Source organism: Ruegeria sp. HKCCA4008 (assembly GCF_013033125.1).
In the GTDB taxonomy this organism is placed as follows: Bacteria; Pseudomonadota; Alphaproteobacteria; order Rhodobacterales; family Rhodobacteraceae; genus Ruegeria.
This window is the reverse complement of the sequence record NZ_WQDM01000005.1, coordinates 1-23,403: the sequence shown is the minus strand read 5'-3', so window position 1 is coordinate 23,403 and position 23,403 is coordinate 1. Positions and strand designations below refer to the sequence as shown.

Annotated in this window: 24 protein-coding genes; 13 read left to right on the top strand and 11 right to left on the bottom strand. The window is 60.0% G+C overall.

All coding sequences use genetic code 11. The features are described 5' to 3' along the window. The first annotated feature begins 4 nt into the window (after nucleotides 1–4). The 3 genes from GOW60_RS12315 to GOW60_RS12305 are packed head-to-tail and all read left to right on the top strand — an operon-like array spanning nucleotide 5 to nucleotide 3,536. On the top strand, nucleotides 5–1,033 hold the full coding sequence (locus GOW60_RS12315) for an ABC transporter permease (RefSeq protein WP_171229523.1): 1,029 nt from the start codon (nucleotides 5–7) through the stop codon (nucleotides 1,031–1,033). Further along, entirely contained in the window at nucleotides 1,030–2,184 is a 1,155-nt protein-coding gene (locus GOW60_RS12310; protein ID WP_171229522.1) for an ABC transporter permease, read from the top strand. The genes GOW60_RS12315 and GOW60_RS12310 overlap by 4 nt, the downstream gene beginning before the upstream one ends. Continuing rightward, nucleotides 2,181–3,536 (top strand): CoA transferase, encoded by a 1,356-nt coding sequence (locus tag GOW60_RS12305; RefSeq protein ID WP_171229521.1) that lies wholly within the window; start codon nucleotides 2,181–2,183, stop codon nucleotides 3,534–3,536. Before GOW60_RS12310 ends, GOW60_RS12305 begins: the two co-directional genes overlap by 4 nt. 23 nt (nucleotides 3,537–3,559) lie before the next feature. Here the strand turns inward: GOW60_RS12305 and GOW60_RS12300 are convergent, their stop codons facing one another. Further along, nucleotides 3,560–5,935, bottom strand: coding sequence for a mechanosensitive ion channel family protein (locus GOW60_RS12300; RefSeq protein ID WP_171229520.1), 2,376 nt, complete (start codon nucleotides 5,933–5,935; stop codon nucleotides 3,560–3,562). A 386-nt stretch (nucleotides 5,936–6,321) separates the two neighbouring features. On the opposite strand from GOW60_RS12300, the gene GOW60_RS12295 reads away from it, so the two are divergent. The 7 genes from GOW60_RS12295 to GOW60_RS12265 are packed head-to-tail and all read left to right on the top strand — an operon-like array spanning nucleotide 6,322 to nucleotide 12,815. Continuing rightward, nucleotides 6,322–7,536, top strand: a complete 1,215-nt coding sequence (locus GOW60_RS12295) for a glycosyltransferase family protein (RefSeq protein ID WP_171170974.1) — start codon at nucleotides 6,322–6,324, stop codon at nucleotides 7,534–7,536. Then, complete coding sequence (locus GOW60_RS12290; protein ID WP_171229519.1) at nucleotides 7,533–8,780, top strand: glycosyltransferase family 4 protein; 1,248 nt, start codon at nucleotides 7,533–7,535, stop codon at nucleotides 8,778–8,780. The genes GOW60_RS12295 and GOW60_RS12290 overlap by 4 nt, the downstream gene beginning before the upstream one ends. Further along, nucleotides 8,780–9,856 (top strand): glycosyltransferase family 4 protein, encoded by a 1,077-nt coding sequence (locus GOW60_RS12285; RefSeq protein ID WP_171229518.1) that lies wholly within the window; start codon nucleotides 8,780–8,782, stop codon nucleotides 9,854–9,856. Before GOW60_RS12290 ends, GOW60_RS12285 begins: the two co-directional genes overlap by 1 nt. Then, the gene (locus tag GOW60_RS12280; protein ID WP_171229517.1) at nucleotides 9,853–10,437 is read left to right on the top strand and encodes a histidine phosphatase family protein; all 585 of its coding nucleotides are present in this window, start codon (nucleotides 9,853–9,855) and stop codon (nucleotides 10,435–10,437) included. The genes GOW60_RS12285 and GOW60_RS12280 overlap by 4 nt, the downstream gene beginning before the upstream one ends. After that, nucleotides 10,434–11,576, top strand: a complete 1,143-nt coding sequence (locus GOW60_RS12275; protein ID WP_171229516.1) for a glycosyltransferase family protein — start codon at nucleotides 10,434–10,436, stop codon at nucleotides 11,574–11,576. The genes GOW60_RS12280 and GOW60_RS12275 overlap by 4 nt, the downstream gene beginning before the upstream one ends. Then, entirely contained in the window at nucleotides 11,573–12,328 is a 756-nt protein-coding gene (locus GOW60_RS12270) for a polysaccharide deacetylase family protein (protein ID WP_171229515.1), read from the top strand. Before GOW60_RS12275 ends, GOW60_RS12270 begins: the two co-directional genes overlap by 4 nt. Nucleotides 12,329–12,338: 10 nt before the next feature. Continuing rightward, a complete protein-coding gene (locus tag GOW60_RS12265; protein WP_171229514.1) occupies nucleotides 12,339–12,815 on the top strand; it encodes a class I SAM-dependent methyltransferase in 477 nt (158 codons plus the stop codon). Here GOW60_RS12265 and GOW60_RS12260 read toward each other — a convergent pair whose 3' ends face one another. Beyond that, nucleotides 12,816–13,958, bottom strand: a complete 1,143-nt coding sequence (locus GOW60_RS12260) for an alpha-D-ribose 1-methylphosphonate 5-triphosphate diphosphatase (protein ID WP_171229513.1) — start codon at nucleotides 13,956–13,958, stop codon at nucleotides 12,816–12,818. Between the two features lie 52 nt (nucleotides 13,959–14,010). Between GOW60_RS12260 and GOW60_RS12255 the strand changes: the two genes are divergently transcribed. Further along, complete coding sequence (locus GOW60_RS12255) at nucleotides 14,011–14,694, top strand: DUF1045 domain-containing protein (RefSeq protein WP_171229512.1); 684 nt, start codon at nucleotides 14,011–14,013, stop codon at nucleotides 14,692–14,694. Here GOW60_RS12255 and phnN read toward each other — a convergent pair. Genes phnN through phnG form a run of 8 tightly spaced genes read right to left on the bottom strand, consistent with a single transcriptional unit; the run spans nucleotide 14,676 to nucleotide 20,269 of the window. Further along, nucleotides 14,676–15,224, bottom strand: a complete 549-nt coding sequence (gene phnN / locus GOW60_RS12250) for a phosphonate metabolism protein/1,5-bisphosphokinase (PRPP-forming) PhnN (protein WP_171229511.1) — start codon at nucleotides 15,222–15,224, stop codon at nucleotides 14,676–14,678. The genes GOW60_RS12255 and phnN overlap by 19 nt on opposite strands. Continuing rightward, nucleotides 15,221–15,904, bottom strand: coding sequence for a phosphonate C-P lyase system protein PhnL (gene phnL / locus GOW60_RS12245; protein WP_171229510.1), 684 nt, complete (start codon nucleotides 15,902–15,904; stop codon nucleotides 15,221–15,223). The genes phnN and phnL overlap by 4 nt, the downstream gene beginning before the upstream one ends. A gap of 22 nt (nucleotides 15,905–15,926) precedes the next feature. Then, nucleotides 15,927–16,697 (bottom strand): phosphonate C-P lyase system protein PhnK, encoded by a 771-nt coding sequence (gene phnK / locus GOW60_RS12240; protein ID WP_171229509.1) that lies wholly within the window; start codon nucleotides 16,695–16,697, stop codon nucleotides 15,927–15,929. Further along, entirely contained in the window at nucleotides 16,694–17,554 is an 861-nt protein-coding gene (locus GOW60_RS12235) for an alpha-D-ribose 1-methylphosphonate 5-phosphate C-P-lyase PhnJ (RefSeq protein WP_171229508.1), read from the bottom strand. Before GOW60_RS12235 ends, phnK begins: the two co-directional genes overlap by 4 nt. Further along, nucleotides 17,551–18,147 carry an HAD family phosphatase gene (locus GOW60_RS12230; RefSeq protein ID WP_171229507.1) on the bottom strand — a complete coding sequence of 199 codons (597 nt, stop codon included), beginning with the start codon at nucleotides 18,145–18,147 and terminating at the stop codon, nucleotides 17,551–17,553. Before GOW60_RS12230 ends, GOW60_RS12235 begins: the two co-directional genes overlap by 4 nt. Then, nucleotides 18,144–19,232 (bottom strand): carbon-phosphorus lyase complex subunit PhnI, encoded by a 1,089-nt coding sequence (locus GOW60_RS12225; protein ID WP_171229506.1) that lies wholly within the window; start codon nucleotides 19,230–19,232, stop codon nucleotides 18,144–18,146. The genes GOW60_RS12230 and GOW60_RS12225 overlap by 4 nt, the downstream gene beginning before the upstream one ends. A gap of 3 nt (nucleotides 19,233–19,235) precedes the next feature. Then, entirely contained in the window at nucleotides 19,236–19,811 is a 576-nt protein-coding gene (gene phnH, locus GOW60_RS12220; protein WP_171229505.1) for a phosphonate C-P lyase system protein PhnH, read from the bottom strand. Next, on the bottom strand, nucleotides 19,811–20,269 hold the full coding sequence (gene phnG, locus GOW60_RS12215; protein WP_171229504.1) for a phosphonate C-P lyase system protein PhnG: 459 nt from the start codon (nucleotides 20,267–20,269) through the stop codon (nucleotides 19,811–19,813). The genes phnH and phnG overlap by 1 nt, the downstream gene beginning before the upstream one ends. A gap of 103 nt (nucleotides 20,270–20,372) precedes the next feature. On the opposite strand from phnG, the gene phnF reads away from it, so the two are divergent. Both phnF and rpe read left to right on the top strand, forming a co-directional pair. Further along, entirely contained in the window at nucleotides 20,373–21,083 is a 711-nt protein-coding gene (gene phnF, locus GOW60_RS12210) for a phosphonate metabolism transcriptional regulator PhnF (RefSeq protein WP_171229503.1), read from the top strand. A gap of 169 nt (nucleotides 21,084–21,252) precedes the next feature. After that, complete coding sequence (rpe, locus tag GOW60_RS12205) at nucleotides 21,253–21,942, top strand: ribulose-phosphate 3-epimerase (protein ID WP_171229502.1); 690 nt, start codon at nucleotides 21,253–21,255, stop codon at nucleotides 21,940–21,942. 334 nt (nucleotides 21,943–22,276) lie between these two features. Here the strand turns inward: rpe and GOW60_RS12200 are convergent, their stop codons facing one another. Next, the gene (locus tag GOW60_RS12200) at nucleotides 22,277–23,224 is read right to left on the bottom strand and encodes an aldo/keto reductase (protein WP_171229501.1); all 948 of its coding nucleotides are present in this window, start codon (nucleotides 23,222–23,224) and stop codon (nucleotides 22,277–22,279) included. Nucleotides 23,225–23,403 lie beyond the last annotated feature (179 nt).

The following is a 23,403-nucleotide window of genomic DNA, read 5'->3' as shown; positions in this document are numbered from 1 at the left end:
CTAGATGATCATGCTGCGCTACGTGGTGTATCGCTTTTTCACGATGCTGCTGACTTTGTTGGTGGTCTCGGTTCTGGTTTTTATAATCATCAACCTTCCGCCTGGTGACTATCTGAGCAACCAGATCGCTGAACTTCAGGCCTCGGGCCAGTCGGCAGGTGTCGCAAAGGCAGAGTTCCTGCGCGCTGAATACGCTCTGGACCGTCCGATGTGGGAACAATACCTGATCTGGATGGGATTCTGGCCCGGACCGCACGGGTTTTCGGGGTTGATCCAGGGCAATTACGGGTGGTCCTTTGAATTCGACCGTCCCGTTTCCGAAATCGTCGGCGACACGCTTTGGTTGACGGTTGTGGTCAATCTGGCTGCGATCCTGTTTGTCTATGCCGTCGCATTGCCGCTGGGCGTTATCGCCGCCGCGCGGTCCCGGACATGGATCGACTATACCTCGGCCTTCGTGGGGTATCTGGGGCTGGCAACGCCGAACTTTTTGCTGGCGCTGATCCTGTTCTACTATGGCCACCAGTATTTCAACCTGCCGATCGGAGGCTTGATGGATCCCAGTTTCGAAGGCCAGCCGATGAGTTGGGAGAAGCTGAAATCCATCCTCATCCACCTGATCGTACCGACCTTCGTCATCGGCACTTCAGGCGCATCGGCGATGATGCAGCGTCTGCGCGCGAACATGCTGGACGAACTCGGCAAGCCCTATGTGGAAACCGCCATCGCAAAGGGCATGGCCCCGTCACGGATGCTGACCAAGTATCCGCTGCGGGTGGCCTTCAACCCATTTGTCGCGGATATCGGCAACTTGCTGCCGTCGATGGTGTCCGGCTCGGTTCTGGTATCGGTCGTTCTGGGCCTGCAAACCATCGGACCTACACTGCTGACTGCCTTGAAGACGCAGGATCAGTTCCTGTCCGCGTTCATCCTGATGTTCGTCGCCCTGCTGACGCTGATCGGCACGATGATTTCTGATATCCTGCTGGTGATGCTGGATCCGCGCATTCGGTATGAGGGGCGCGAGGCATGACTGATCGTCCTGACAACCGCTATGTCGATGACGCGCCGTTTGATCCGCAGGCCTCGATTCAGCAGCTGGAACGCGCCGATCTGGATGCCCCCAACTGGGTTCTGGTCTGGCGCAAGTTCAAAACCCACAAGCTGGGCCTGATCTCGGGCATCTTCCTGCTGTTTTGCTATCTGATGCTGCCCTTTGCCGGGTTTGTTGCGCCTTACGGGCCAAATGACCGAAACGGAGAGCACCTGTACGCGCCACCACAATCGGTAAACTGGTTTCACGAGGGTGAGTTCATCGGCCCACATGTCTATCCGATCGTCGCCGAGGCGGATCTTGAAACCTTCCAATGGAAGTTTGTCCCCGACACCGAAGACCCGCGCCCGATCCGGTTCTTCTGCGAAGGCTCTGAATACAAGCTGGCCGGTTTCATACCGTCGGACAAACACCTGTTCTGCCCGCCAGAGGGGACAACGCTGTTCCTGTGGGGATCCGACCGTCTGGGCCGAGACATCTTCAGCCGAATTCTCTATGGCGCGCAGCTGTCTTTGACGGTGGGTCTGATCGGTATCTCGGTGTCTTTCTTTCTTGGCATCCTGTTCGGTTCGATGGCCGGCTATTTCGGCGGGCGTATCGACTGGACCATCAACCGCGTCATCGAAATCCTGCGTTCGTTGCCGGAACTGCCGCTGTGGCTGGCCCTTTCCGCCGCCGTGCCTTCGAACTGGAGCCCGGTCGCGGTGTTCTTCATCATTTCGATCATTCTGGGCATCCTCGACTGGCCGGGTTTGGCACGCTCGGTTCGGGCGAAGTTCCTGTCTTTGCGGGAAGAGGAATATGTCAGAGCCGCCGAGATGATGGGCGCAAGTTCGGGCCGTGTGATCCGCAAGCACCTGCTGCCCAACTTCATGTCGCACCTGATTGCATCGGCCACACTGTCGATCCCGGCCATGATCCTGGGGGAAACGGCGCTCAGTTTTCTTGGCCTCGGCCTGCGCGCACCCGCAGTCAGTTGGGGCGTGATGCTGAATGACGCACAGAACCTCGCGTCGATCGAGATCTATCCCTGGACGGCAATTCCGATGCTGCCGATCATTGTCGTGGTGTTGGCGTTCAACTTCCTTGGTGACGGGCTGCGCGACAGTCTCGACCCCTATCAGCAATGAGTCTGCTGGCCACGCTTCCCGCTGCCGGCAGCTATCACAGGGTCGGTGCCGGTGTTCTGCCAAGCGCCTTCGCCGTTTCCGAACTGGCCACCGCCAGTTTCGCAGCCGTGGGGCGGGAAATGGCCCGGCTGATCCAGGCGATCAACCTGTCCACGAAGGCACCCGAAGTCTCGATCGATCATCGGCTGGCATCTCTGTGGTTCGGCTATTCCTTCAAACCGGAAGGTTGGGACATGCCCAGTTTGTGGGATACGGTCGCGGGCGACTACAAAGCCGCGGATGGCTGGATCAGGCTGCACACAAACCTGCCCCGCCATCGCTCTGCCGCGTTGAAAGTCCTTGGCACCCGGCCAGAGCGTGAAGCCGTGGCAAAAGCTGTCAGGTCTTGGGCGATGTCGGATCTGGAAACGGCGGTTGTTGCCGAAGGTGGGGTGGCCGCTGCCATGCGCAGCCGGACGGAATGGCTTGATCACCCACAAGGCCGCGCCGTGTCGCGCGACCCTTTGATCGGATGGCAGGGACCGCGCTATGTCAATCTGCGCGACAGACCTCGGGCCACCGCTGATCGGCCTCTGGCCGGGTTACGGGTGCTGGATCTGACGCGCGTTCTGGCCGGCCCGGTTTCTACCCGAACGCTTGCAGGGTTCGGAGCCGAGGTCTTGCGCATCGACCCACCTGGCTGGGATGAACCCGGGGTGATCCCCGACATATCGCTGGGAAAGCGCTGCGCCTATCTTGACCTAAAATCCGAAACCGGCCTTGAACGATTGCATGGGTTGCTGACTCAGGCGGATGTGTTCGTACACGGGTATCGACCCGGCGCGCTGGAGGCACTGGGTCTGACCCGGGCCAAACGTGACGAGCTGGCTCCGAACCGGATCGAAGTCACGCTGGATGCCTATGGCTGGCAAGGTCCATGGTCGACCCGGCGCGGGTTTGACAGCCTTGTCCAGATGAGCGCGGGTATCGCCCATGCCGGGATGGAGTGGGCGAACGCGGACAAGCCGACCCCGTTGCCGGTTCAAGCTCTGGACCACGCGACCGGCTATCTGATGGCGGCTGCCGTCCTATCCGCACTGGCCGAGGCCGCATCAGGCAATTCCATCATGCACGCGCATCTCTCTCTGGCGCGCACCGCCGAACTTCTGGCCGTGCTCGGCAAAGACGAAGCACAATCCGCGCCCATCACCCCGGCAACAACGGATTACGGCACGGCGACGGAGGCGTCCGGCTGGGGGCCGGGCCATCGCCTCAACCCTGCGCTGAGGGTCGGCGAAGCGACGATGCGCTGGGATTTGCCTGCGTCGAAACTGGGCAGTTCAGAACCTGTCTGGCCGCTCGACGCCAACTGACCATCCGGTACGCAGCCGCGCCCCTATCGATCATCGCCCCCAGGGCCGATATCGTCCAGGTAATCCTCATCGATCGCCGCCTGCACCGCGCCTGTTACCGCCTCACGCTGTTTCGGCGTCAAGTCATCGGCCTCTTTGCCGTCCGCCAACCTCACGGTGACTTCGCGATGCGCGAATTTGATGCCTTCCCGCGCGAACAATTCGCGAATTTCCTGATAGACCTTCTTGCGCACCAACCACTGATCGCCCGGTTTGGTCATGAACTTGACCCGGATGATCATCGCTGAATCCTGCATCTCGATCACGCCTTGGGACTTCAGCGGCTGTATGAAGTTTTCGCCGATCACAGGATCGCTCAGCAACTCCTGCCCCAGCTTCTTGATCAGCTTTCGCACCTTTTCCACGTCAGTGTCATAGGTCACGCGCAGCGGCAGTTTCATGATCACCCAGTCACGGGAATAGTTCGTCAGAACCTTGATTTCGCCAAAAGGAATCGTGTTCAGCGCGCCAAGATGGTGACGCAGCTGGAAGGACCGGACCGAGATCTTCTCGACCGTTCCCTTGACGTCTCCGATGTCGATATACTCACCCTTCCGAAAGGCATCATCCATCAGGAAAAACGCCCCGGAAAAGATGTCTCGTACCAGTGTTTGAGATCCGAAACCGACAGCCAGACCAACCACACCGGCACCGGCAAAAAGCGGGCTGACATTGATACCAAGTTCCATGAGAACGATCAGCATGATGGTCACGACCACAACGGCCAGAATTGCGCCGCGGAACAATGGCAGCAGCGTCGCCAGCCGGCTTTGCCCGCCTTCCCCGCCCTCATCGCCCAGTTCGGCCTCGGTGCCATCATCGACTTCTTCCGCTATCTTGCTGTCGATCCAGATGCGAAAGAAATGAAACAGGATGTAGCCGATGAAAATGATGACCATTACATCCAGCACGCGTGCAACCGGCAGGTCCTCGCTCCAGTCCGCATCGGGGTACCAAATCACCACAAGGGCATAGACACCAATCACAAAGGCCAGAATTCCGGCCACCCGGCGCGCCAGATCTTCATAGGTCAGAAGATACTGTTTGCGCTGTTCTGCCTCGGGCGTTTCCACGGGCTCGGCATCCGCTTCGGCAGCGGCGGTTTCTTCGTTTATCTCGTTGATCTTGCGTGACCGGTCAAAATACCGCTCCAGCACGTAGTTCATCGCGCCATAGGCAACGACGACGGACATGAAGATCATATAGCTGCTTGCGATCAGCGGCAGCGGCGTTGGGTTCTCCAGTGCAAGATCAACCGCCAGACGGAACCAGCTGAACACGACATAGACGATCAGTGCAGGCGCCCAGCCGAAGGATACGAACCGCAACAACCACGAGACCTGATCCGGCGCTCTTCCACCCCGAATCGCATTTGAAATGGCCCGGGCATTGAACAGGATCATCAGAATATTGCCGAAAGCGCCCACCATTGTCAGACAGCCATAGACCATGGCGTAGACGTTGTAGTTCAGCCCGAAATCCGCAACCCAAGTCGAAAACAGAACAACCGTGATGTCATAGGTCGCGAGTGCCGAAGCCCACAGATACAGCCGCTTGGCGTCCCGGTCCGAGAACGGTGGCAGCCGGTATTGGCTCAGGTAAGGTGACAGAACCATCCGCCACAGATCGGACACCGTGCGCGACAGGAAGAACGCCGTGAAGATCGCCGTGACCGTGAACTGGATCGAGATATCGCCCGCTTCGCCAAAAAACAGGTATCCGACGATCAGGGCCATGAGCATGGCAAATATCGTCGCTCCGATCCCCATCAGGAACCGGAATAGAAGGAAGGGCATCTTTTCTCGGTAACCCTGCGGTTCATCCTTGATCCGCGCCACGACCCAGCGGCGCGCGATGCGTTTCCCGTATATCTCGATAGACAGCCAGCGGCCCAACAACAGGAACAGAATGTTCCAGCCCAGAACTTCCACATAGGTCTGAATGCGACCGTCCGGACTGGTCTGGCGCAGGATATACTTCACTTCGAACACCGAATACGGCAGCGCCTCAAGCCGTGATTGCATGGACTCACGGAATTTCGAGAACCGCTCCTGCGCCTTCATCAGCTGCGATCCCTCACCCATGGGATTGTTCGAATCGCCCGCTGCATCATCCGCGCCCGCACCCGTGCCGCCGGCTGTTGTCACAACCTGCCCGGCGCTGTCGATGACAATCACACTGGCCCCGGCTTCGCTGGCGGCGCGAATTGCGGCAGCCAGATCGCTTTCCGGCGAGGACGCAGACGAACTGTCCGCGTTGTATCCCGGAATCAAGGATGTTTGCGCTGAAACGCTGAACGGAAGCGCCAGTACAAAAGCCCACAAAGCCAGAAGTGTAGCGGCCAGAAAGGTATGTTTCATGGGGTTTTGCATCCAGTTTTTCCGATAGCGGTCAGATTACAGAAGGGTTTCAGACAGTTCAAACGCTGGGGCGCACCCTGCTCAATATCGTGTCCGGGCGTGTTCTTGGCGCACTGCCTGATTCCGGATGTTTTCAATTTGGCGAAAATTGAATATGAACGGGATCTGTAGGCCCTGCCCCTTTGCCAGTTCACCGGTTCTTTTGCGATCCCTCTCAAGCCTTGGTGCGACATGACGCGAAACCGTCAATATGCTGTTGCCAAATCGCAATGCTTGGAACATTTGCGGAAGAGCAATTCCTCCTTTGGCAAGCGTGACGGGGATATGTACAGTAACGCTTGCAAACGCGCGGATTTCGAACCGGGATCAAGAAGACAGGCAACACTATGAGCCTAGGCAAAACCAATTCCAAACCGGGCCGCGCACCGCGTATCCTGTTTTACAGTCACGACACGTTCGGGCTGGGCCATCTTCGCCGGTCTCGGGCTTTGGCGGCCGCGATCACGCAGGCGGACCAAAGCGCATCCGCGCTGATCCTGACGGGATCACCCGTGGCCGGACGGTTTACCTTTCCCCGTCGCGTTGACCACGTGCGCCTGCCCGGTGTCACCAAACGCGCAGACGGGTCTTATGCTGCACGCACGATCGGGATGGGCATCGAAGAAGTGACCGAGTTGCGGTCGGGTCTGATTCAAACCGCTGTTCAGCAGTTCGACCCTGATGTTCTGATCGTCGACAAGGAACCGACGGGTTTCCGGGGTGAGCTGCTGCCGACACTGAACCACCTGCAACAGAACTGCGGAACCAAAATGGTGCTTGGGTTGCGCGATGTTCTGGATGAACCCGAAGTCCTGGCTGCCGAGTGGGCGCGCAAGGAAGCGGTTGAAGCCACCGAACGGTTTTATCACGAAATCTGGGTTTACGGCTTGCAGTCGATTTACGACCCGACAAAGGGGTTGCCGCTGAGCGCCGCGGCACAGTCCCGCATCCACTGGACGGGATATCTGCGCCGCGATCTTGGTCCGGTCGGCGAGCCTCCTCAACAACCCTATATCCTGATCACGCCCGGCGGCGGCGGCGACGGCAAGGCGATGGTCAACCTGGTCCTGTCTGCCTATGAAAAAGATCCAAACCTGTCGCCGCGCGCGGTTTTGGTCTATGGCCCCTTCTTGTCCGGTGAGTTGCGCGAAGATTTCGAAACACGCGTTGCCGCATTGAACGGTCGCGTCACCGCCGTTGGGTTCGAATCCCAGATCGAAACGTTGTTCGCAGGGGCCGAAGGCGTCGTCTGCATGGGCGGCTACAACACGTTCTGCGAGGTTCTTTCCTTTGACAAACGCGCTGTCATCGTCCCGCGCACCACGCCCCGTCTGGAACAGTGGATACGGGCCTCGCGCGCAGAAGGGCTGGGCCTTGTCCGAATGCTGGATGAAAACCGGGATGGCCTGACGCCGGACGCGATGATCCGCGCCATTCGGGAATTGCCGCACCAATCCCTGCCGTCGCAGGCGATACAAAGCGGATTGCTGGACGGGCTGGACTATGTCACCGACCGTATCGAGAGCCTGCTGACCTGGGAACAGGAACGAGCCACCGGATGACCTCAGATTCTCCTCGATTGGCGGTTGTGGTCAAAGGCTGGCCACGACTGTCCGAAACGTTCATTGCGCAGGAACTTGTCGCCTTGCAGGAGGCCGGGCATCGCTTTGACATCTGGTCTTTGCGGCACCCGACCGATACGAAACGCCATCCCTTGCACGACCGGTTCACAGGACGGGTCCGATACCTGCCCGAGTATCTTCATGACGAACCCAAACGGGTCTGGGCGGCACGGGCCCTTGCCCAAACGCTTCCCGGTTACGACAGGGCCTATCGGATCTGGCGTCAGGACTTGAAGCGCGACCCGACACCCAATCGCATCAGACGGTTTGGGCAAGCCTGCGTTCTGGCCGCGGAATTGCCTGCCCGGACGCAAGGGTTGTACGCTCATTTCATGCACACGCCGTCATCCGTTGCCCGTTACGCCGCCATCATGCGCGGATTGCCGTGGAGCTTTTCGGCTCATGCCAAGGATATCTGGACGTCGCCGGATTGGGAAAAACGTGAAAAGCTGCAAGCCGCATCCTACGGGGCGACGTTTGGCGCCACCTGCACAGCCATCGGAGCCGAGCATCTGCGCAGCCTGGCCGATGACCCCAAGCGCGTGGACCTGATCTATCACGGTTTGGACCTGTCTCGCTTTCCCAAGCCTCCGACGCGAAAGCTGCGTGCTGTGGATGATCCTTTTCACATGATTTCCGTCGGGCGGCTGGTCGAGAAGAAAGGCTTCGACCGTCTGATCGCGGCTTTTGCATTGCTGCCCGAAGACCTGAACTGGCACTGGACCCATATCGGCGGCGGCGCATTGGGTGACGTTTTGCGGGCACAGGTGAACGCAGCCGGCATTGCGAACCGGATCACCTGGAAAGGGGCTTGCGACCAGCCCGAGGTCATCGCAGCAATGCGGGATGCCGACCTGTTCGTGCTGCCCAGCCGCATCGCGAAGGACGGAGACCGCGACGGGTTGCCGAATGTGTTGATGGAGGCCGCGTCTCAGTTGTTGCCAATCCTGTCGACACCGGTCTCGGCGATCCCCGAGTTTATCGAAACCGGAACACATGGGGTTTTGTCCGGTGACGCCCCCTCTGCACTTGCAGAAGCCGTGGAACGTTTGTCAGCCAATCCGCAGCAAGCGTCACAGATGGCGCATGCGGCCTATGACCGCCTGATCGCTGAGTTCCGGATGGCCCCCGGCATCGCACGGCTGTCGGAACGCCTCAATTCCATGTGCATGGAAAACGCTTAATGGCGCGGGTCGCGTTTTATGCCCCGATGAAGTCTCCTGACAGCCCGAAACCTTCGGGCGACCGTGAAATGGCCCGGAATCTGATGCAGGCGCTGACGGCTGAGGGTGATACGGTCGATCTGGCGACCGACTTGCGCATTTATGACAAAAGCGGCGACGAAGACCTGCAACATGCCCTGAGGTGCGCGGCAGAAGATGAAGCGAAACGACTTGTCTCTGACATGCCTTCAGATACCGATCTGTGGGTGACCTACCACAATTATTACAAGGCACCTGACCTGCTGGGCCCTCGGGTTTGCAAGGCGCGTGGCATTCCCTATGTGCAACTGGAAAGCACCCGCGCATCCAGTCGGTTAAACGGACCGTGGGCTGAGTTCGCCAAGGCGGCGCATCAGGCCTGCGATGCAGCGGATGTGATCTTTTATCATACGGCCAACGACCTGATCACTTTGCAACGGGATCGCTTTGGCGATCAGGCTTTGGTCGAATTGCCTCCGTTCCTGCCCATCTCGGAACTGCCTCCGGCCGCCACAGGTGGTGCACCCATGTTGACCGTCGGCATGATGCGGCATGGGGACAAGCTGGCGTCCTATCAGATATTGTCCGAGGCCCTGGCGCATTTGACCGGGGACTGGCACCTGAACATCGCAGGAGACGGCCCGGCGCGCAGGCAGGTTGAGGCGCTGATGGCGCCGTTCGGACAGCGGGTGCGTTTTCTGGGTCAGCTTGACCGGGAAGAACTGCAACGCGTCTATCAACAATCATCGCTGCTTGCATGGCCCGGAGTGAACGAGGCTTACGGCATGATTTACCTCGAGGCGCAGGCCGCCGGATTGCCTGTGGTTGCTCAGGATCGGCCCGGCGTACGCGATGTTCTGTCCCCGGCGGCCTATCCATCCGTCGAAAGTGGCGCCAGGGGATTTGCGGATGGCATGCAGGCCCTTTTGTCGGATTCCACGCTGCGCCACACTCTGGGCGCTGCGGCACGCAACTACGTGGCAGAGCGCCACCTGATGCCACAGGCGACCGAGCGCTTGTGGGCAAACCTCCGCCCCCTGCTGAAGGACGTATCATGACCCGGCTTGCACTTCTCCGCCACGGGCACACCCATTGGAACCGCGCCGGACGGATCCAGGGGCGCAGCGACATACCACTGGACGATGACGCCCGAGCCGAATTGGCGGGCTATGGATTGCCACAGGACTGGGCCGAGGCTGACATCTGGTCCAGCCCCCTGCACCGCGCCAGTGAGACGGCGCAAATCGTGACCGGTCGCAACCCGAACACCTCGGACGCGTTGACCGAGATGAACTGGGGCGATTGGGAAGGTCAGCGCGGTGTCGACCTGATCGCGGACGCATCCAGCGGATATCGTCATATCGAGCATTGGGGCTGGGATTTCCGCCCACCAAACGGGGAAAGCCCGGCCGAGGTTCGGGACAGGCTTCGCCCCTGGCTGTCCGCACTGCGGCAGGATACGGTCGCGGTCTGTCATATCGGTATCATGCGGGTCATTCTGGCTTGGGCATGGGGTTGGAATTTCGAAGGACCCGCCCCCTTTAAGATCAAACGCAATCGGCTGTATATCGTCGACATGAAGACCATGACCGCCGACGCCGACCCCGTTCGCCTGATCAAATACGAGGCCCCGCAATGAAGGTGATGATCATCGTCACGCACCTGTTGGGCACCGGGCATCTCAGCCGGGCGCTGACATTGGGGCGGGCCTTTCGGGATGATGGCCACGACGTCATGGTCGTGACGGGTGGCATGCCCGCGCCGCAATTGGACAGCACGGGCATGACCCTGTTCGGCTTGCCGCCACTCAGGTCAGACGGAACCAACTTCACCCGTTTGCTGACCGAAGCCGGCGACGAGGCTGACGCGGCCTATCACGCCAAGCGCGAGGCCGCCCTGGTGCAGGCGGTTAACAGCTTCCAGCCGCAGATCCTGATCACCGAGCTTTACCCCTTTGGTCGCCGAACACTGTCGGCCGAGTTCGATGCGGCCCTGAATGCGGCAAGCGCGTTGCCTGAGCGTCCCGTCATTCTCGGATCGGTCCGCGACATTCTGGCTCCGCCCTCCAAACCCGCCAAGGCCGAGCGCGCGGATGAAATCGTGTCTCGGTATTATGACGGCATTCTGGTTCATTCGACCGAAAGCGTTACGCCCCTGTCGGTCAGCTGGCCGGTGTCGGACCGATTGGCCAAGCGACTTTACTACACCGGCTTTGTGGCGCCTGCATTGCCCCAACCTCACCCCGACGCGGCGGGCCAGGATGAAATCCTGGTCAGCGCTGGCGGCGGATCCGTCGGGCAACCGATCTTTCGCGCGGCCATCGAGGCCGCCAGAAAGATGCCCAACAGGCGCTGGCGCCTGCTGATCGGTGGAACGGATGCAAAGGCACGGATCGCGGAATTGTCCCGGATGGCCGAAGGTGCTTCGGTTGTTCTGGAACCGGTGCGGCCGGATTTCCGCCAGATGCTGCCCCTGGCAGCGGCATCGGTAAGCATGTGCGGCTACAACACTGCCATGGATATCCTTCAAAGTGGCACCCCCGCCGTGTTTGTGCCTTTCGACGACGGCAAAGAGGTGGAACAAGGGCTGCGCGGGCAAAGCCTGTCCGATCTGCCCGCAATCGAAGTTCTGGAAAGCAGAGCGTTGAGCGGGGCGACATTGGCTCGGGCGGTGGAGCGTGTCGTGGCCGACGGCCCCCGTGTACAACAGGATTTCGGTTTTGACGGGGCCATCCAATCCGTCCACATCGCCAAGCGCCTGCTGGAGCAGCGCACATGAACCCCGACTGGCGCCCACTTGACGTCGAGTTGAACCATTGGCGTGCCGAAAGCTTGCCCTTGCCTGTGTGGTGGCGCGATGATGATGCCATTGCGCCAACACCGCAATTGGACCGCCTTTCCGAGCTGGCCGACAAACTGGGCCTGCCCGTGCATCTGGCCGTCATTCCACGCGACGCGACGCCCGCGCTGGCGGAATACGTTGCCGCGCGCGTGTCTCTTGTTCCGGTCGTACACGGGTGGGCGCATACAAACCATGCGCCCCACGGCGAAAAGAAGGCCGAGTTTCGGCTCGACCGTCCGCTGGACGTGATGGTGACGGATGCGCAGGCCGGGATGGCGCGTCTTCGGTCCCTGTTTGGTGACAATATGCGACAGATGTTCGTGCCCCCCTGGAATCGCATTGCACCCAAGATGGTCAAACAGTTGCCAAAGCTGGGATACCGCATCCTGTCCACCGCAACGCCCCGCAAATCACGTCTGGCCGCACCGGGGCTTGAGCAGATCAATACCCATCTTGATCCGATCGACTGGCGCGGGTCGCGTGGCTTGATCTCAGCCGACGCCCTGATCGCACAGACTGCTGGTCTTCTGCGAGACCGACGCGAAGGCCGTTCAGACAACACCGAGCCCTTCGGCATATTGACCCATCATCTGGTCCATGATCAGGACATCTGGGCCTTTACCGAGGCCCTGCTGCGCAAATTGCTGAGCGGGCCCGCCACAGCCTGGGTCGCGCCAGAGAACGAATGAGGACATCACCATGAGCCGATTGGATTCCATGCTGCGCCGACTGACGGCCCAACGCGACGGATTGAACTGGGCGGCCGAGCGGATCAGCGGCCAGCCGGGGGATGTGCTGGATATGGGCCTGGGCAATGGCCGCACCTATGACCACCTGCGTGAAATCCTGCCAGAGCGCCGGATCTGGGTGATGGACCGGATCCTGCAATGCCATCCGGACAGCACCCCCCCGGCCGAGGATTTCCTGCAAGGTGAGGCTGAACCGATGCTGCTCAGACTGGCGGCCGACGGGCATAGGATCGCGCTGGCGCATTACGATTTCGGACGCGGCATCAAGCACGAGGACGTCGCCGAAGCAGAGCGTCTCAGCCCGCTGATCGCGAAAGTCATGCAGCCCGGAGGGTTGTTGATTTCAGGTCAGCCCCTAGTCGGCTTTGCCCAGATCCAGGGGCCCAAGACAATCGCCCCGGACCGTTACCTGTTCTACACGGCCTGATCACGCCACGCGTCGACCGCGCACCCAGACCGAACTCGGGACGGGTACGCCCGCGCGCATCCGGAAGCGGATGACATCGGCGCGGGCGTCGGCGCGCAACTCGCCCCGCTCCTCCAACCCTGCCGCCCGAGCCGGGGCCAGCGTTACTGTCTTCATCCCCCGCGCCAGGTCGCCCCAGATCTCGCCCAGCCTAACCGCCGACAGCAACAAGGCCGACGGCACATAATCCGAAGACAGGATGTCCAGATACCCAAGCTGGGCCAGCTCGTAGGCAGCAACATTGCCTGAATGCGACCCCCCGCGGATTATGTTCGGCGCGCCCATCATGACCCGAATGTCGTTCTTGTGGCAGGCGCGTGCCGCTTCGACGGTTGTGGGGAATTCGGCCAGACGGATGCCGTGACCTGCGGACACTTTCACCTGATCTTCAGTCGTGTCGTCATGGCTGGCCAATACTGCTCCGAAACGGCGGGCAGCTTTGACAGCTTCGACCTCGTGCAGTGCGCCATTGCGATCTCGAAGCCCTTTCAATTGCGCCACGTGCTGAAAGAACGTGTCATCGTCCATGGCATATTTGCCCTTCAGAAAGGTCTCCAGCTTGCCCATGTCGCGAAACTGACGCTGACCGGGCGTGTGATCCATTATGGACACAATGCCAACCCTGTCTTCCTGTCCAAATTCGCTCAGCTCTTCAACCAGAGTTTCCGAACACACCTCGGCCCGCAAGTGCAGAAAGTGGCTGATCTTGAGCGCATCCTGTTCGCGCAGATCCCACAACTCCTGCGACAGGCCACGGGCGTATTTCCCATACCGCCGCGCGCCCGAAGGGATCGATCCAATCCGCATGGCATCGAACACTGTCGTGATCCCGGCGCTGGCCAATTCCGCATCATGTGCAAGAATTGCGGCGGCATGGGGCCAGTTCACCTGTGGACGCGGTTGAATGTGACGTTCAAGGTTGTCCGTGTGCAACTCGACAAGGCCGGGGCTGACATAGTCGCCTTCGCAATCGATCGCGCCCGCGGGAACCCCGTTTCCGGTGTCGATTTCAGCGATGGCCTCACCCACAATCCGGACACTGCCGGTTACGGTTTCATTCGGCAATACAAGCGTGGCATTGGCAAGGATCAAGTCTTCTGTCATCTGAACTTCACGCATGTTGAGACCGAGGAAGGCCACGCAAAAGGAGGCCGATATGACATTCACGCGATACGCGATCTATTTTGCGCCACCTGCGGGCGCGGAATGGGCGAAATTTGCAACAAGCTGGCTGGGTTGGGACATGGAGGCGGGAAAGCCGGTCGCCCATCCGATTGTCGAAGGCATCGACGTTGCAGCCATCACAGAGGTGCCGCGCAAGTACGGGCTGCACGCGACACTGAAGCCACCGTTCAGACTGCGCGACGGCAAAACGTTCGAAGCCCTGCAAGAGGCTTGCAGCTCGCTCGCCTCTCGCCAACCTCCTGTGTCTCTGGATGGCCTCGAGATCGCGCAGTTTGGGCGTTTTCTGGCCCTGCGTCCGTTGGGTGAGACCCAGGCGCTGAATGCGCTTGCCGCGGCCTGTGTTCGGGAATTGGATGGTTTTCGTGCGCCCACCTCTGGGGCCGAACTGACCCGCCGCCGCGCCGCCGGGTTGACCCCAGAGCAAGACGCCAACCTGGCTCAGTGGGGCTATCCTTACGTACTGGACGCGTTCCGCTTTCACATCACGCTGAGCGGCAAGCTGGACAAACCGACCCTGAGAGCAACTCGGAACGCGCTGCAAACCCATCTGGCCCCATTGCTGCCGCAGCCCTTCCAGATCACGGATCTGGCCCTTACGGGCGAGGCTGAGGACGGGCGCTTCTACCTTATCCATCGCTACGGGCTTTCCGGTTGAAGGTGCGACAGGATTTCGGCAACCGTATCTTCCATCGCACCGGAGTTGTCGATTTCCAGGACCTGGTTCAAACCATCGGGCAAAGACGTTTGGGCCCGGTCCAGACGCCGCGTCTGTTCCGCCTTGCTTTCCCGCCCTCTTGAGGACAGGCGCTCGGACAGAACCTCGGGCTTTGCCGTCAGGGAAATCACGATCAGGTCACCAAACACCTCCTGCGCCTCAAGCAACACGGTTCGTGACAGGTTGACCAGAACGGCCTCGGCCACCTGCCGCTGCCGCGTGATCGTCTTCGGCACACCGTAATACAGCCCATGCGCATGCCAACTCAGCGCAAACGCGCCATCCCGTTCCATCCGCTGAAATGTATCGACCGAGACCCGGTCGAAATCTTCGCCGTCTTCGCCTTCGGGGCGGGTAATCACCCGCCGCAGCCGCTGAACACCCGACGCCCGGGCCACCAGCGCGTTTATTACGCTGTCCTTTCCGACCCCCGAAGGACCCACGACCGCTATGACCGGAGCAAGCGTCATGCAGCCATCCCCGGCGTGAAGTCCGAGACATCGACCTCGCGGTCACAGACCCGTTCGCGTGCGTCGAGATCGTGAAAAATCCCGACAATCGTAACGCCCTTGTTCTTGGCCACTTCGATCAGGGACAAAACGGTTTCCCGGTTCTGCGCATCCAGGCTTGCGGTCGGTTCATCCAACAGCATTGCCGGATATTCATGCGCAAAGCCCCGCGCAATGTTCACTCTCTGCTTTTCGCCGCCCGAGAAGGTCGTCGGGCTGAGGGTCCACAGACGTTCGGGAATATTCAGCTGTTTCAGCAACCCGGCTGCCCTGTCCATTGCCACTTGCCTGTCACAGCCCACGGCCAGCAGCGGCTCTGCCACAACGTCCAGCGTCGGCACCCGAGGCACGACCCGCAGGAACTGGCTGACATAGCCCAAGGTGTCACGACGCAGCAACAGGATCTGCCGCGGTTCAGCCCGGGCCACGTCCAACCCTGCGACCAGCACCTGACCAGAGGCCGCCAGATAGTTGCCGTAGATCACACGCATCAGCGTGGATTTGCCTGCACCCGACGGCCCGGTCAGGGCGACGCACTCACCCGGTTCCACTTTCAGAGACGCGCCTTTCACCACCGGGATCGTGGCGCCGCCCTGATTGTGCAGGGTGAAGCTTTTGCTGACGTCAACAAGTTCAATCATCGCTTCATCTTTCTCCAAAGCCTCAAACCTGCAAAACGCTGGACACCAGCAACTGCGTATAGGCATGTTGCGGGTCGTCCAGCACCTGATCCGTCAACCCGGCCTCGACCACGCGACCGCTTTTCATCACCATCAACCGATCCGCCAGCAGACGCACCACGGCAAGATCATGGGTAACGATGATCGCACTCAACCTCATCTCACGCACGAGTCCGCGCAACAAATCCAGCAAACGCGCCTGCACCGACACATCCAGACCACCGGTCGGTTCGTCCATGAACACCAGCCGAGGACCTGTCACCAGATTGCGCGCGATCTGCAAACGCTGCTGCATCCCGCCCGAAAACGCGCTGGGGCGGTCATCGACGCGGCTCTCGTCAATTTCGACCCGGGCCAGCCAGTCAATGGCCTTGCCCCGAATGCTGCCATAGTGGCGCCCGCCGACAGCCATCAGCCGCTCGCCAATGTTGCCACCGGCGCTGACAGACATCCGCAACCCGTCGCGCGCGTGTTGGTGGACAAAGGCCCAGTCGGTGCGGCTCAGCATCCGGCGCTCTGGCTCGGACATTGTGACCGTATCGACCGGGCCGTCTGCACGGGTATCAAAGATCGCTTGCCCGGCATCCGGCTTCAGAAGGCCGGCCATACAGTTGAGCAAGGTCGACTTGCCCGACCCACTTTCACCAACGATTCCCATCACTTCTCCGGGGAAGAGATCAAAATTCACATCCGCGCATCCGATCCGGCGGCCATAGCTTTTTTCAATGCCTTTGACTTGCAACAGAGGGGTCATTGCGCGTTCCCTTCGGCCAGTTGGCCTGCATGGCCCGCCTTGCGGCGTGACCGGCAGTAATCCGTGTCGGAACAGACAAACATCCGGTTGCCCGCGTCATCCGTGATAACCTCGTCCAGATAGCTGTCTTCGGCCCCGCACAGGTCGCAGGGATGATCGGCCTTGCTGGCCTCGAACGGGTAGTCCTCGAAATCGAGGCTCACGACTTTGGTATGCGGAGGCACCGCGTAAATCCGCTGCTCGCGCCCGGCACCAAACAGCTGGATCGCGTCCATCTCAAGCTTTGGATTGTCGAATTTCGGAATTGGGGACGGGTCCATGACATAGCGTCCAGCCACGTTCACCGGATAGGCATAAGCGGTCGAAATCGCCCCGTGCTGGCTGATATCCTCGTACAGTTTCACATGCATCAGCCCGTATTCCTCAAGACTGTGCATCTTGCGTGTCTCGGTCTCGCGCGGTTCCAGAAAGCGCAGAGGTTCGGGAATCGGCACCTGATAGACGATGATCTGGTCTTCGCGCAGTTTCGCCTCGGGGATGCGGTGGCGGGTCTGAATGATCGTGGCCTGTTCCGTCTTTTCCGTGGTGGCGACCCCTGCGGTGTTTTCAAAGAACTTGCGGATGGATACGGCGTTGGTCGTGTCGTCTGCGCCCTGATCGATCACCTTGAACGTATCCTCGGGCGTCAACGTCGCGGCTGAAACCTGTACGCCGCCGGTACCCCAGCCATAGGGCATCGGCATCTCGCGGCTGGCAAACGGCACCTGATACCCCGGTATGGCCAGGCCTTTGAGGATCGCCCGGCGGATCATCCGCTTGGTTTGTTCGTCCAGATAGGCGAAATTGTACGCGCTCATAGGCAGCTTCTTTCGATGAGGGCATGTTCCAACGCTTGCGGCGCGGTGAAGTGGATCCCATCCATGCCCACCGCACGCGCGCCTTCGACATTGTGCAGCCCGTCATCGATGAAAATGCAGTTCTCGGGTGAAAGCCCGGCCCGCCTGCACAGCAAATGGAAAATCTCTGGCTGAGGCTTCAAAAGCTTCTCCTGCCCCGACACGACGGTGACACCAAACACTTCGCCCAATTCGGGATGTGCCCCCACGCCGACAGGCCAGGTTTCCGCTGACCAATTGGTGATCGCGTGAACCGGAGTGCCCTGCTCTTTCAGGCGGTAAAGCAGGCGCCAGCTTCCCTCGATCTTTTGCGGAACGGTTCTGGCATAACGTTCAACGTAAACACTGAGGCGCTGCCGATCTTCCGCATTTTCCAGTTCAGCGGCCAGATCGGCGAACATCTCTCCTCCATCGGCCCTAAGGTTGCGTTCGGGGAAATTGATGCGCGTCAGGAACTCTGCCACCGCCTCGCGGCTGCCCATCTCCTCCAGCCATGCCAGATGCGGATCCCATTTGACCAACACGTTTCCGATATCAAAAACGACGGCTTTCATTCCACGGCCTCCTCTGACATGCGCTCTTGGGTCTTTCGGCGCAGTTTGCGGACCAGTTCCAGCTCGGACTGGAAATCAACGTAATGCGGCAGCTTGATATGTTCGAGAAAGCCGGTGGCCTGAATGTTGTCCGCATGGCTCAGGACAAATTCTTCATCCTGCGCGGGCGCGCCCATGTTGTCTTCACCCAACTCTTCCCACCGCAAGGCCCGATCGACCAGCGCCATCGCAATGGACTTCCGTTCAGACTGGCCAAAGACCAGCCCATAGCCCCGCGTGAACTGCGGCGGTTCCGTTTTCGAACCGGTGAACTGGTTCACCGTTTCACATTCGGTCAGCTCGACCTCGCCGATGTCGATGGCAAAGCCCAGCTCGGGGATGTCCAGCTCAACCACGACCTTGCCGATACGCAATTCTCCGACAAAGGCGTGGTTGCGGGCGTAACCGCGCTGGGTCGAATAAGCCATGCCCAGCACAAATCCCTCATCCCCGCGGGTCAGCGACTGAAGGCGCACCGGGCGGGTGGACGGGAACTCCATCGGTTCACGGGTCAGATCGCCCGGAACGTCATCGCGGGCCGGTTCATCCTGAATGATACCCTCGTCCTTCAGGAATGCGGTAATATGTGGCGTCGGTTCCACTTGCGCAGGGCCTTCAGGCGCCTTTGGAATTTCGCCCTCGGCCGCCAGCTTGAAATCCAGCAATCGGTGGGTGTAGTCGAAGGTTGGCCCCAGAACCTGACCACCGGGGGCATCTTTGAACGTGGCCGAGATCCGGCGATCACAGGCCATATCGCCGGTTTTGACGGGGTTGGAATGGCCGAAACGAGGCAGGGTCGTGCGGTAAGCGCGGACGAGGAAAATCGCCTCGATCAGGTCACCGCGCGCCTGTTTGATCGCCAGCGCAGCAAGGTCGGGATCGTATAACGACCCCTCGGCCATGACCCGGTTCACCGCAAGGCTCAACTGTTCGCGGATCTGCGCGAGGCTCAGTTCCGCGACATCTGTCGCACCACGGCGTTCTTCGGCAAGCCACGCATGGGCGTTTTCGATGGCTTTTTCGCCCCCTTTGACAGCGACATACATGGCTTACCCTTTCGACCTGATTTGCGTGCTACGCGGCAGGGCCGCGACCGCCTCACCGCAGGTGAAGAAAAAATCACACCCCAAAGGGTAAAGCCGCGCATTGTTCTGAAGAGCCGGAACATCCGGCAGAGAAAGCCGCGCCGTGTCCCGGATGCCGGGGCCGCTCAGAACCGCGCCGTTCTGCTCCAGGCGCCTGCATTCCACAACAAGCGTGGCGGACCGGTCCGGGTATTCCGGCGTCCCGATACGATAGGTGTTGAGCGGCGCCAGTGCATCCCACGTACCAAGGACAAAATCAGCATCTTCCGCCGCCACTATCGGTGCACCCGTGTGAAAGGTCAGCCATTCGCGCACCAAATCGGTGTCGGCTTCACCCGCCAGATGAACGTTTGTCTCGGCGTCGCAAAGCGTCAGAAGCAGCGTGCCGGCCGCAACGGACAGGGGCGCAGGTGGTTCACAGCCAGTCAGGGCGCGGATTTCACCCGGACGCGCCATGACGGTCATGGCCGCGCGGAATGCATATGCCGCGTCGACAGGTGCGTCTTGAAAGCCCCCCGAGAACCGCATTTGATCCGGCATCAGTCTTCCCCCCGAGCCAGCGTGAAAAACTCGACCTTGGTGGCCGCTGCCTTTGCGGTGCGCGCTGTCTTGATCGACTGCATTTGCAGCCTCAGCGGATCAAGCAGCCGTTCCTGCAAATCATCCGCAGCGGCCGTCTGCATCATCGCATCAATCAATGCCGCCGCTTCTGCCTTGGATTTCGACCTGCCCTGAACATATCCGTGACCGACCGCACCATCCTGCAACACGACCGAGCAGCGCGTAACGGTCATTTCGCCCAGGTTGAACAAAGCGCCGGTTCCTCCGATGCGGCCACGCACCATGACACCACCCACCTCGGGCCTGCGCAGCCATTCGAAACTCGGGCAGTCCTGAATGCCGTCCCACAGCGTCATCAGGGCGGCGTCCGGCGCGCGCGCCAGCAGACCCATCCATTCCTTCCGGGCCTTGATCCCGATTTCCGTCTGGTTTGCCATCAAAGCCTCTTGGACAGGTTGTCTACATGAACTATACAACTAGACAAATATTAACCGACAGGTTGCCAAAACGCAATCTGCGACCGTTTGAAGGTTTGGTGAAATGAGCAAAACGCCGATCTGGAAAAGTATTGCCCTGCGCCTGACCTCGGACATCGCCGAGGGGCGCTATCAAACCGGAGATCGCCTGCCCACCGAAGCCCAGCTGGCCGCCACCTATGGCGTCAACCGCCACACGGTACGGCGCGCTTTGGCTGTCATGTCTGATCAGGGTCTGGTTCACGCCCGGCGCGGTGCGGGCGTTTTTGTTGCGGCACGGCCAACGGATTATCCGATCGGCAAAAGGGTGCGCTATCACAAGAACATCTCGGCCAGCGGCAAGATACCGGGCAAGAGAATCCTGGCTTTGACCACGCGCATCGCCGATGAAGCCGAAGCCGAAGCTCTGGGTCTGAACGAGGGTGATCCAGTGCATGTCTATGACGGATTGTCCCTGGCAGACGGGCAGCCCATAGCCCTGTTTCAAAGCGTTTTCCCCGCGGTACGATTTCCGGATATCTTGCAGACATTGGCCGAAACCCAATCCGTCACCAAGGCGCTGCAAGCCTGCGGCGTCACGGATTACGTCCGCGTGTCGACTCGCCTGACCGCGCGCGGGGCGACCGCAACGCAGGCGCTGCAACTTCAATTGTCAGAAGGCGCTCCTGTTCTCTTCTCGGTCGGCGTCAATGCCGACCCGGATGGACGGCCAGTCGAGTACGGCCGCACGGTTTTCGCGGGTGAGCGTGTAACGCTGACCCTGAACGAGGCATAAGCGAACTAGGGTTCTCAGCCGCTTCCGACCGCCGGTCCCAAGTCTCAGCCCATTGGGTCAGATGCCGCGCGGTGAGAGTTTTGTGGCAACACGGCGTTTGCGGGGGCTATCCATCCCACCGGCTCACGGGTATACGCATCCGCGACTCTTCAGCTGATACGAGGCCACCATGAGCTTTGACCGCACCATCAAGATCGCGCCGTCTATCCTGTCCGCCGATTTCGCCAATTTCGGGCTGGAAATTCAGGCCATCGAAGCGCAGGGCGCCGACTGGGTTCATGTTGACGTGATGGATGGCCATTTCGTTCCAAACCTGACCTTTGGCCCTCCAGCCGTGAAAGCCTTTCGCCCGCATGTGAAAACGGTGATGGACGTTCACCTGATGATCACGCCGGTCGATCCCTACATCCAGGCCTATGCCGATGCCGGAGCGGACATTCTGACCGCACATGTCGAGGCTGGCCCTCATACCCATCGCACCTTGCAGGCCATTCGCGGCGCCGGAATGAAAGCCGGCGTTGCCCTGAACCCCGGCACCCCAGCCGAAGCAGTCGAGCATCTGCTGGACCTCACGGATCTGGTTTGCGTGATGACCGTGAACCCCGGCTTTGGGGGCCAGAAATTCATCGACATGACCGGCAAGGTCAAAAAACTGCGTCAGATGATCGGTGATCGTCCGGTGCATATCGAGATTGATGGTGGCGTCGACCCGAAAACCGCTCCGCTTGTGGCAGCGGCAGGTGCGGATGTGCTGGTGGCCGGTTCCGCGGTGTTCAAGGGCGGATCGGTTTCAACCCCACAGATCTACGGAGACAACATCCGTGCCGTCCGGGCAGCTGCTGAATCAGCGCTGTCCTGATTTGCAATCACCGGCGGCTGTTAGCAAGACTGTCAGCCGCCGGTATGGATCACAGCCCTTGTCAAGCAAGGACTCCAGTCCGCGCGGAACGCGCCCAAATAAGGCGCTCTGCCCGTTTCCTTGACTTTGCGGTTGAGAGGATGACAGACGCGCATCACCAACCTTCATCAAACCCAATTGGCGGGAAACATCCCACCTTGACGTTCTTGTTGAGAACCCGCGTGTATTGGTGAGGTTCGCAGGACTTGGCAGGGGGCGAAATGCGACAAGGACCCCAATACAGCTTGTAAAATGGGTGATGAGCCACCGCGCAACGTAAAAAAATCGATATACCCTACCCAGTTTCAGGATCGTTTTGGGATTGACCCAGTTCCGCCAACTCGCTCCAAACCGCATCCGGAATAGCCCAGTTGGCCCATTCGAATGTTTGGTCCACATGTTGCGGCCATGTCGCCCCGCAGATTGTTGAAGCAATGTCTGCGTTCTTGACTGAGAACTGCAACGCAAGCGCCCCCAACGGTACATCGTAACGAGAACAGATACTCTCAACTGCACGAACCGGGCCCAGAACGGCTTCGGTCGCCTGCTGATAGACGTAATAATGATGAGCAGAACTTCCCTTGGCCAAAATTCCTCCGGAATAGGGCGCCGCATTCAGAACCGCCACACCTTTGGACCGCGCAAGCTCGATCATTGGAGCGGAATTCACGTTGACCACCGTATGCCTGTTGTGTGTCAGAAGGACGTCAAACTCACGATCACGCAGCATCGGCATCAGGACGTCAATCCGGCCGCCTGCAAGCCCCACTGCCCTCGCCAGACCTTCTTCCTTGATCCGGAACAGCTCATCAAGTGCACCGCCGGTGCCGGTCACCTCCGAAATATCTGCAGCGTATTCGGGGTCATGTAGATGGAGAATATCCACCTGTTCCACCCCGAGGGCCTGAAGACTTGCTTCAAGTGACCTTCGCGCTTGTGTCGCATCAAACCTGTTGCTCTCCATGTCCCGGTCCAGTTTCGTGGACAGAACCCGGCCTTCAGGCCACCCCCCCAGTTCACGAATGACTTGCCCGATACGCTCTTCACTTCGACCCATCGCGTACCCACGCGCTGTGTCAATGAAGCCATCCGGGCGCTGGAGAATTGCCCATATTGTGTCCAGCGCACGGACTTCGTCTACCTCGTACCCATATATCTGAGGTATGCTTCCCAGGCCTGTTGAACCGAACCCTATTTGCGGCAGCCTGACTCCAGTCCGGCCGATTTCAACATGCTTGGTCATCCCACCATCCTCCCCTACAGGACATTTCTGACTGCAATTTTGTCGAGGGTCGCCGTTCAACGCAAGCTTGGCGTATTGGCGTGCTATCTCGAAATCGAGGCAAGCATGGCATTTGAATCCTAACAAAAAGGGCGCCCCGCGGGGCGCCCTTTCCGTCTGATCATTCGCTTGCGCGAATT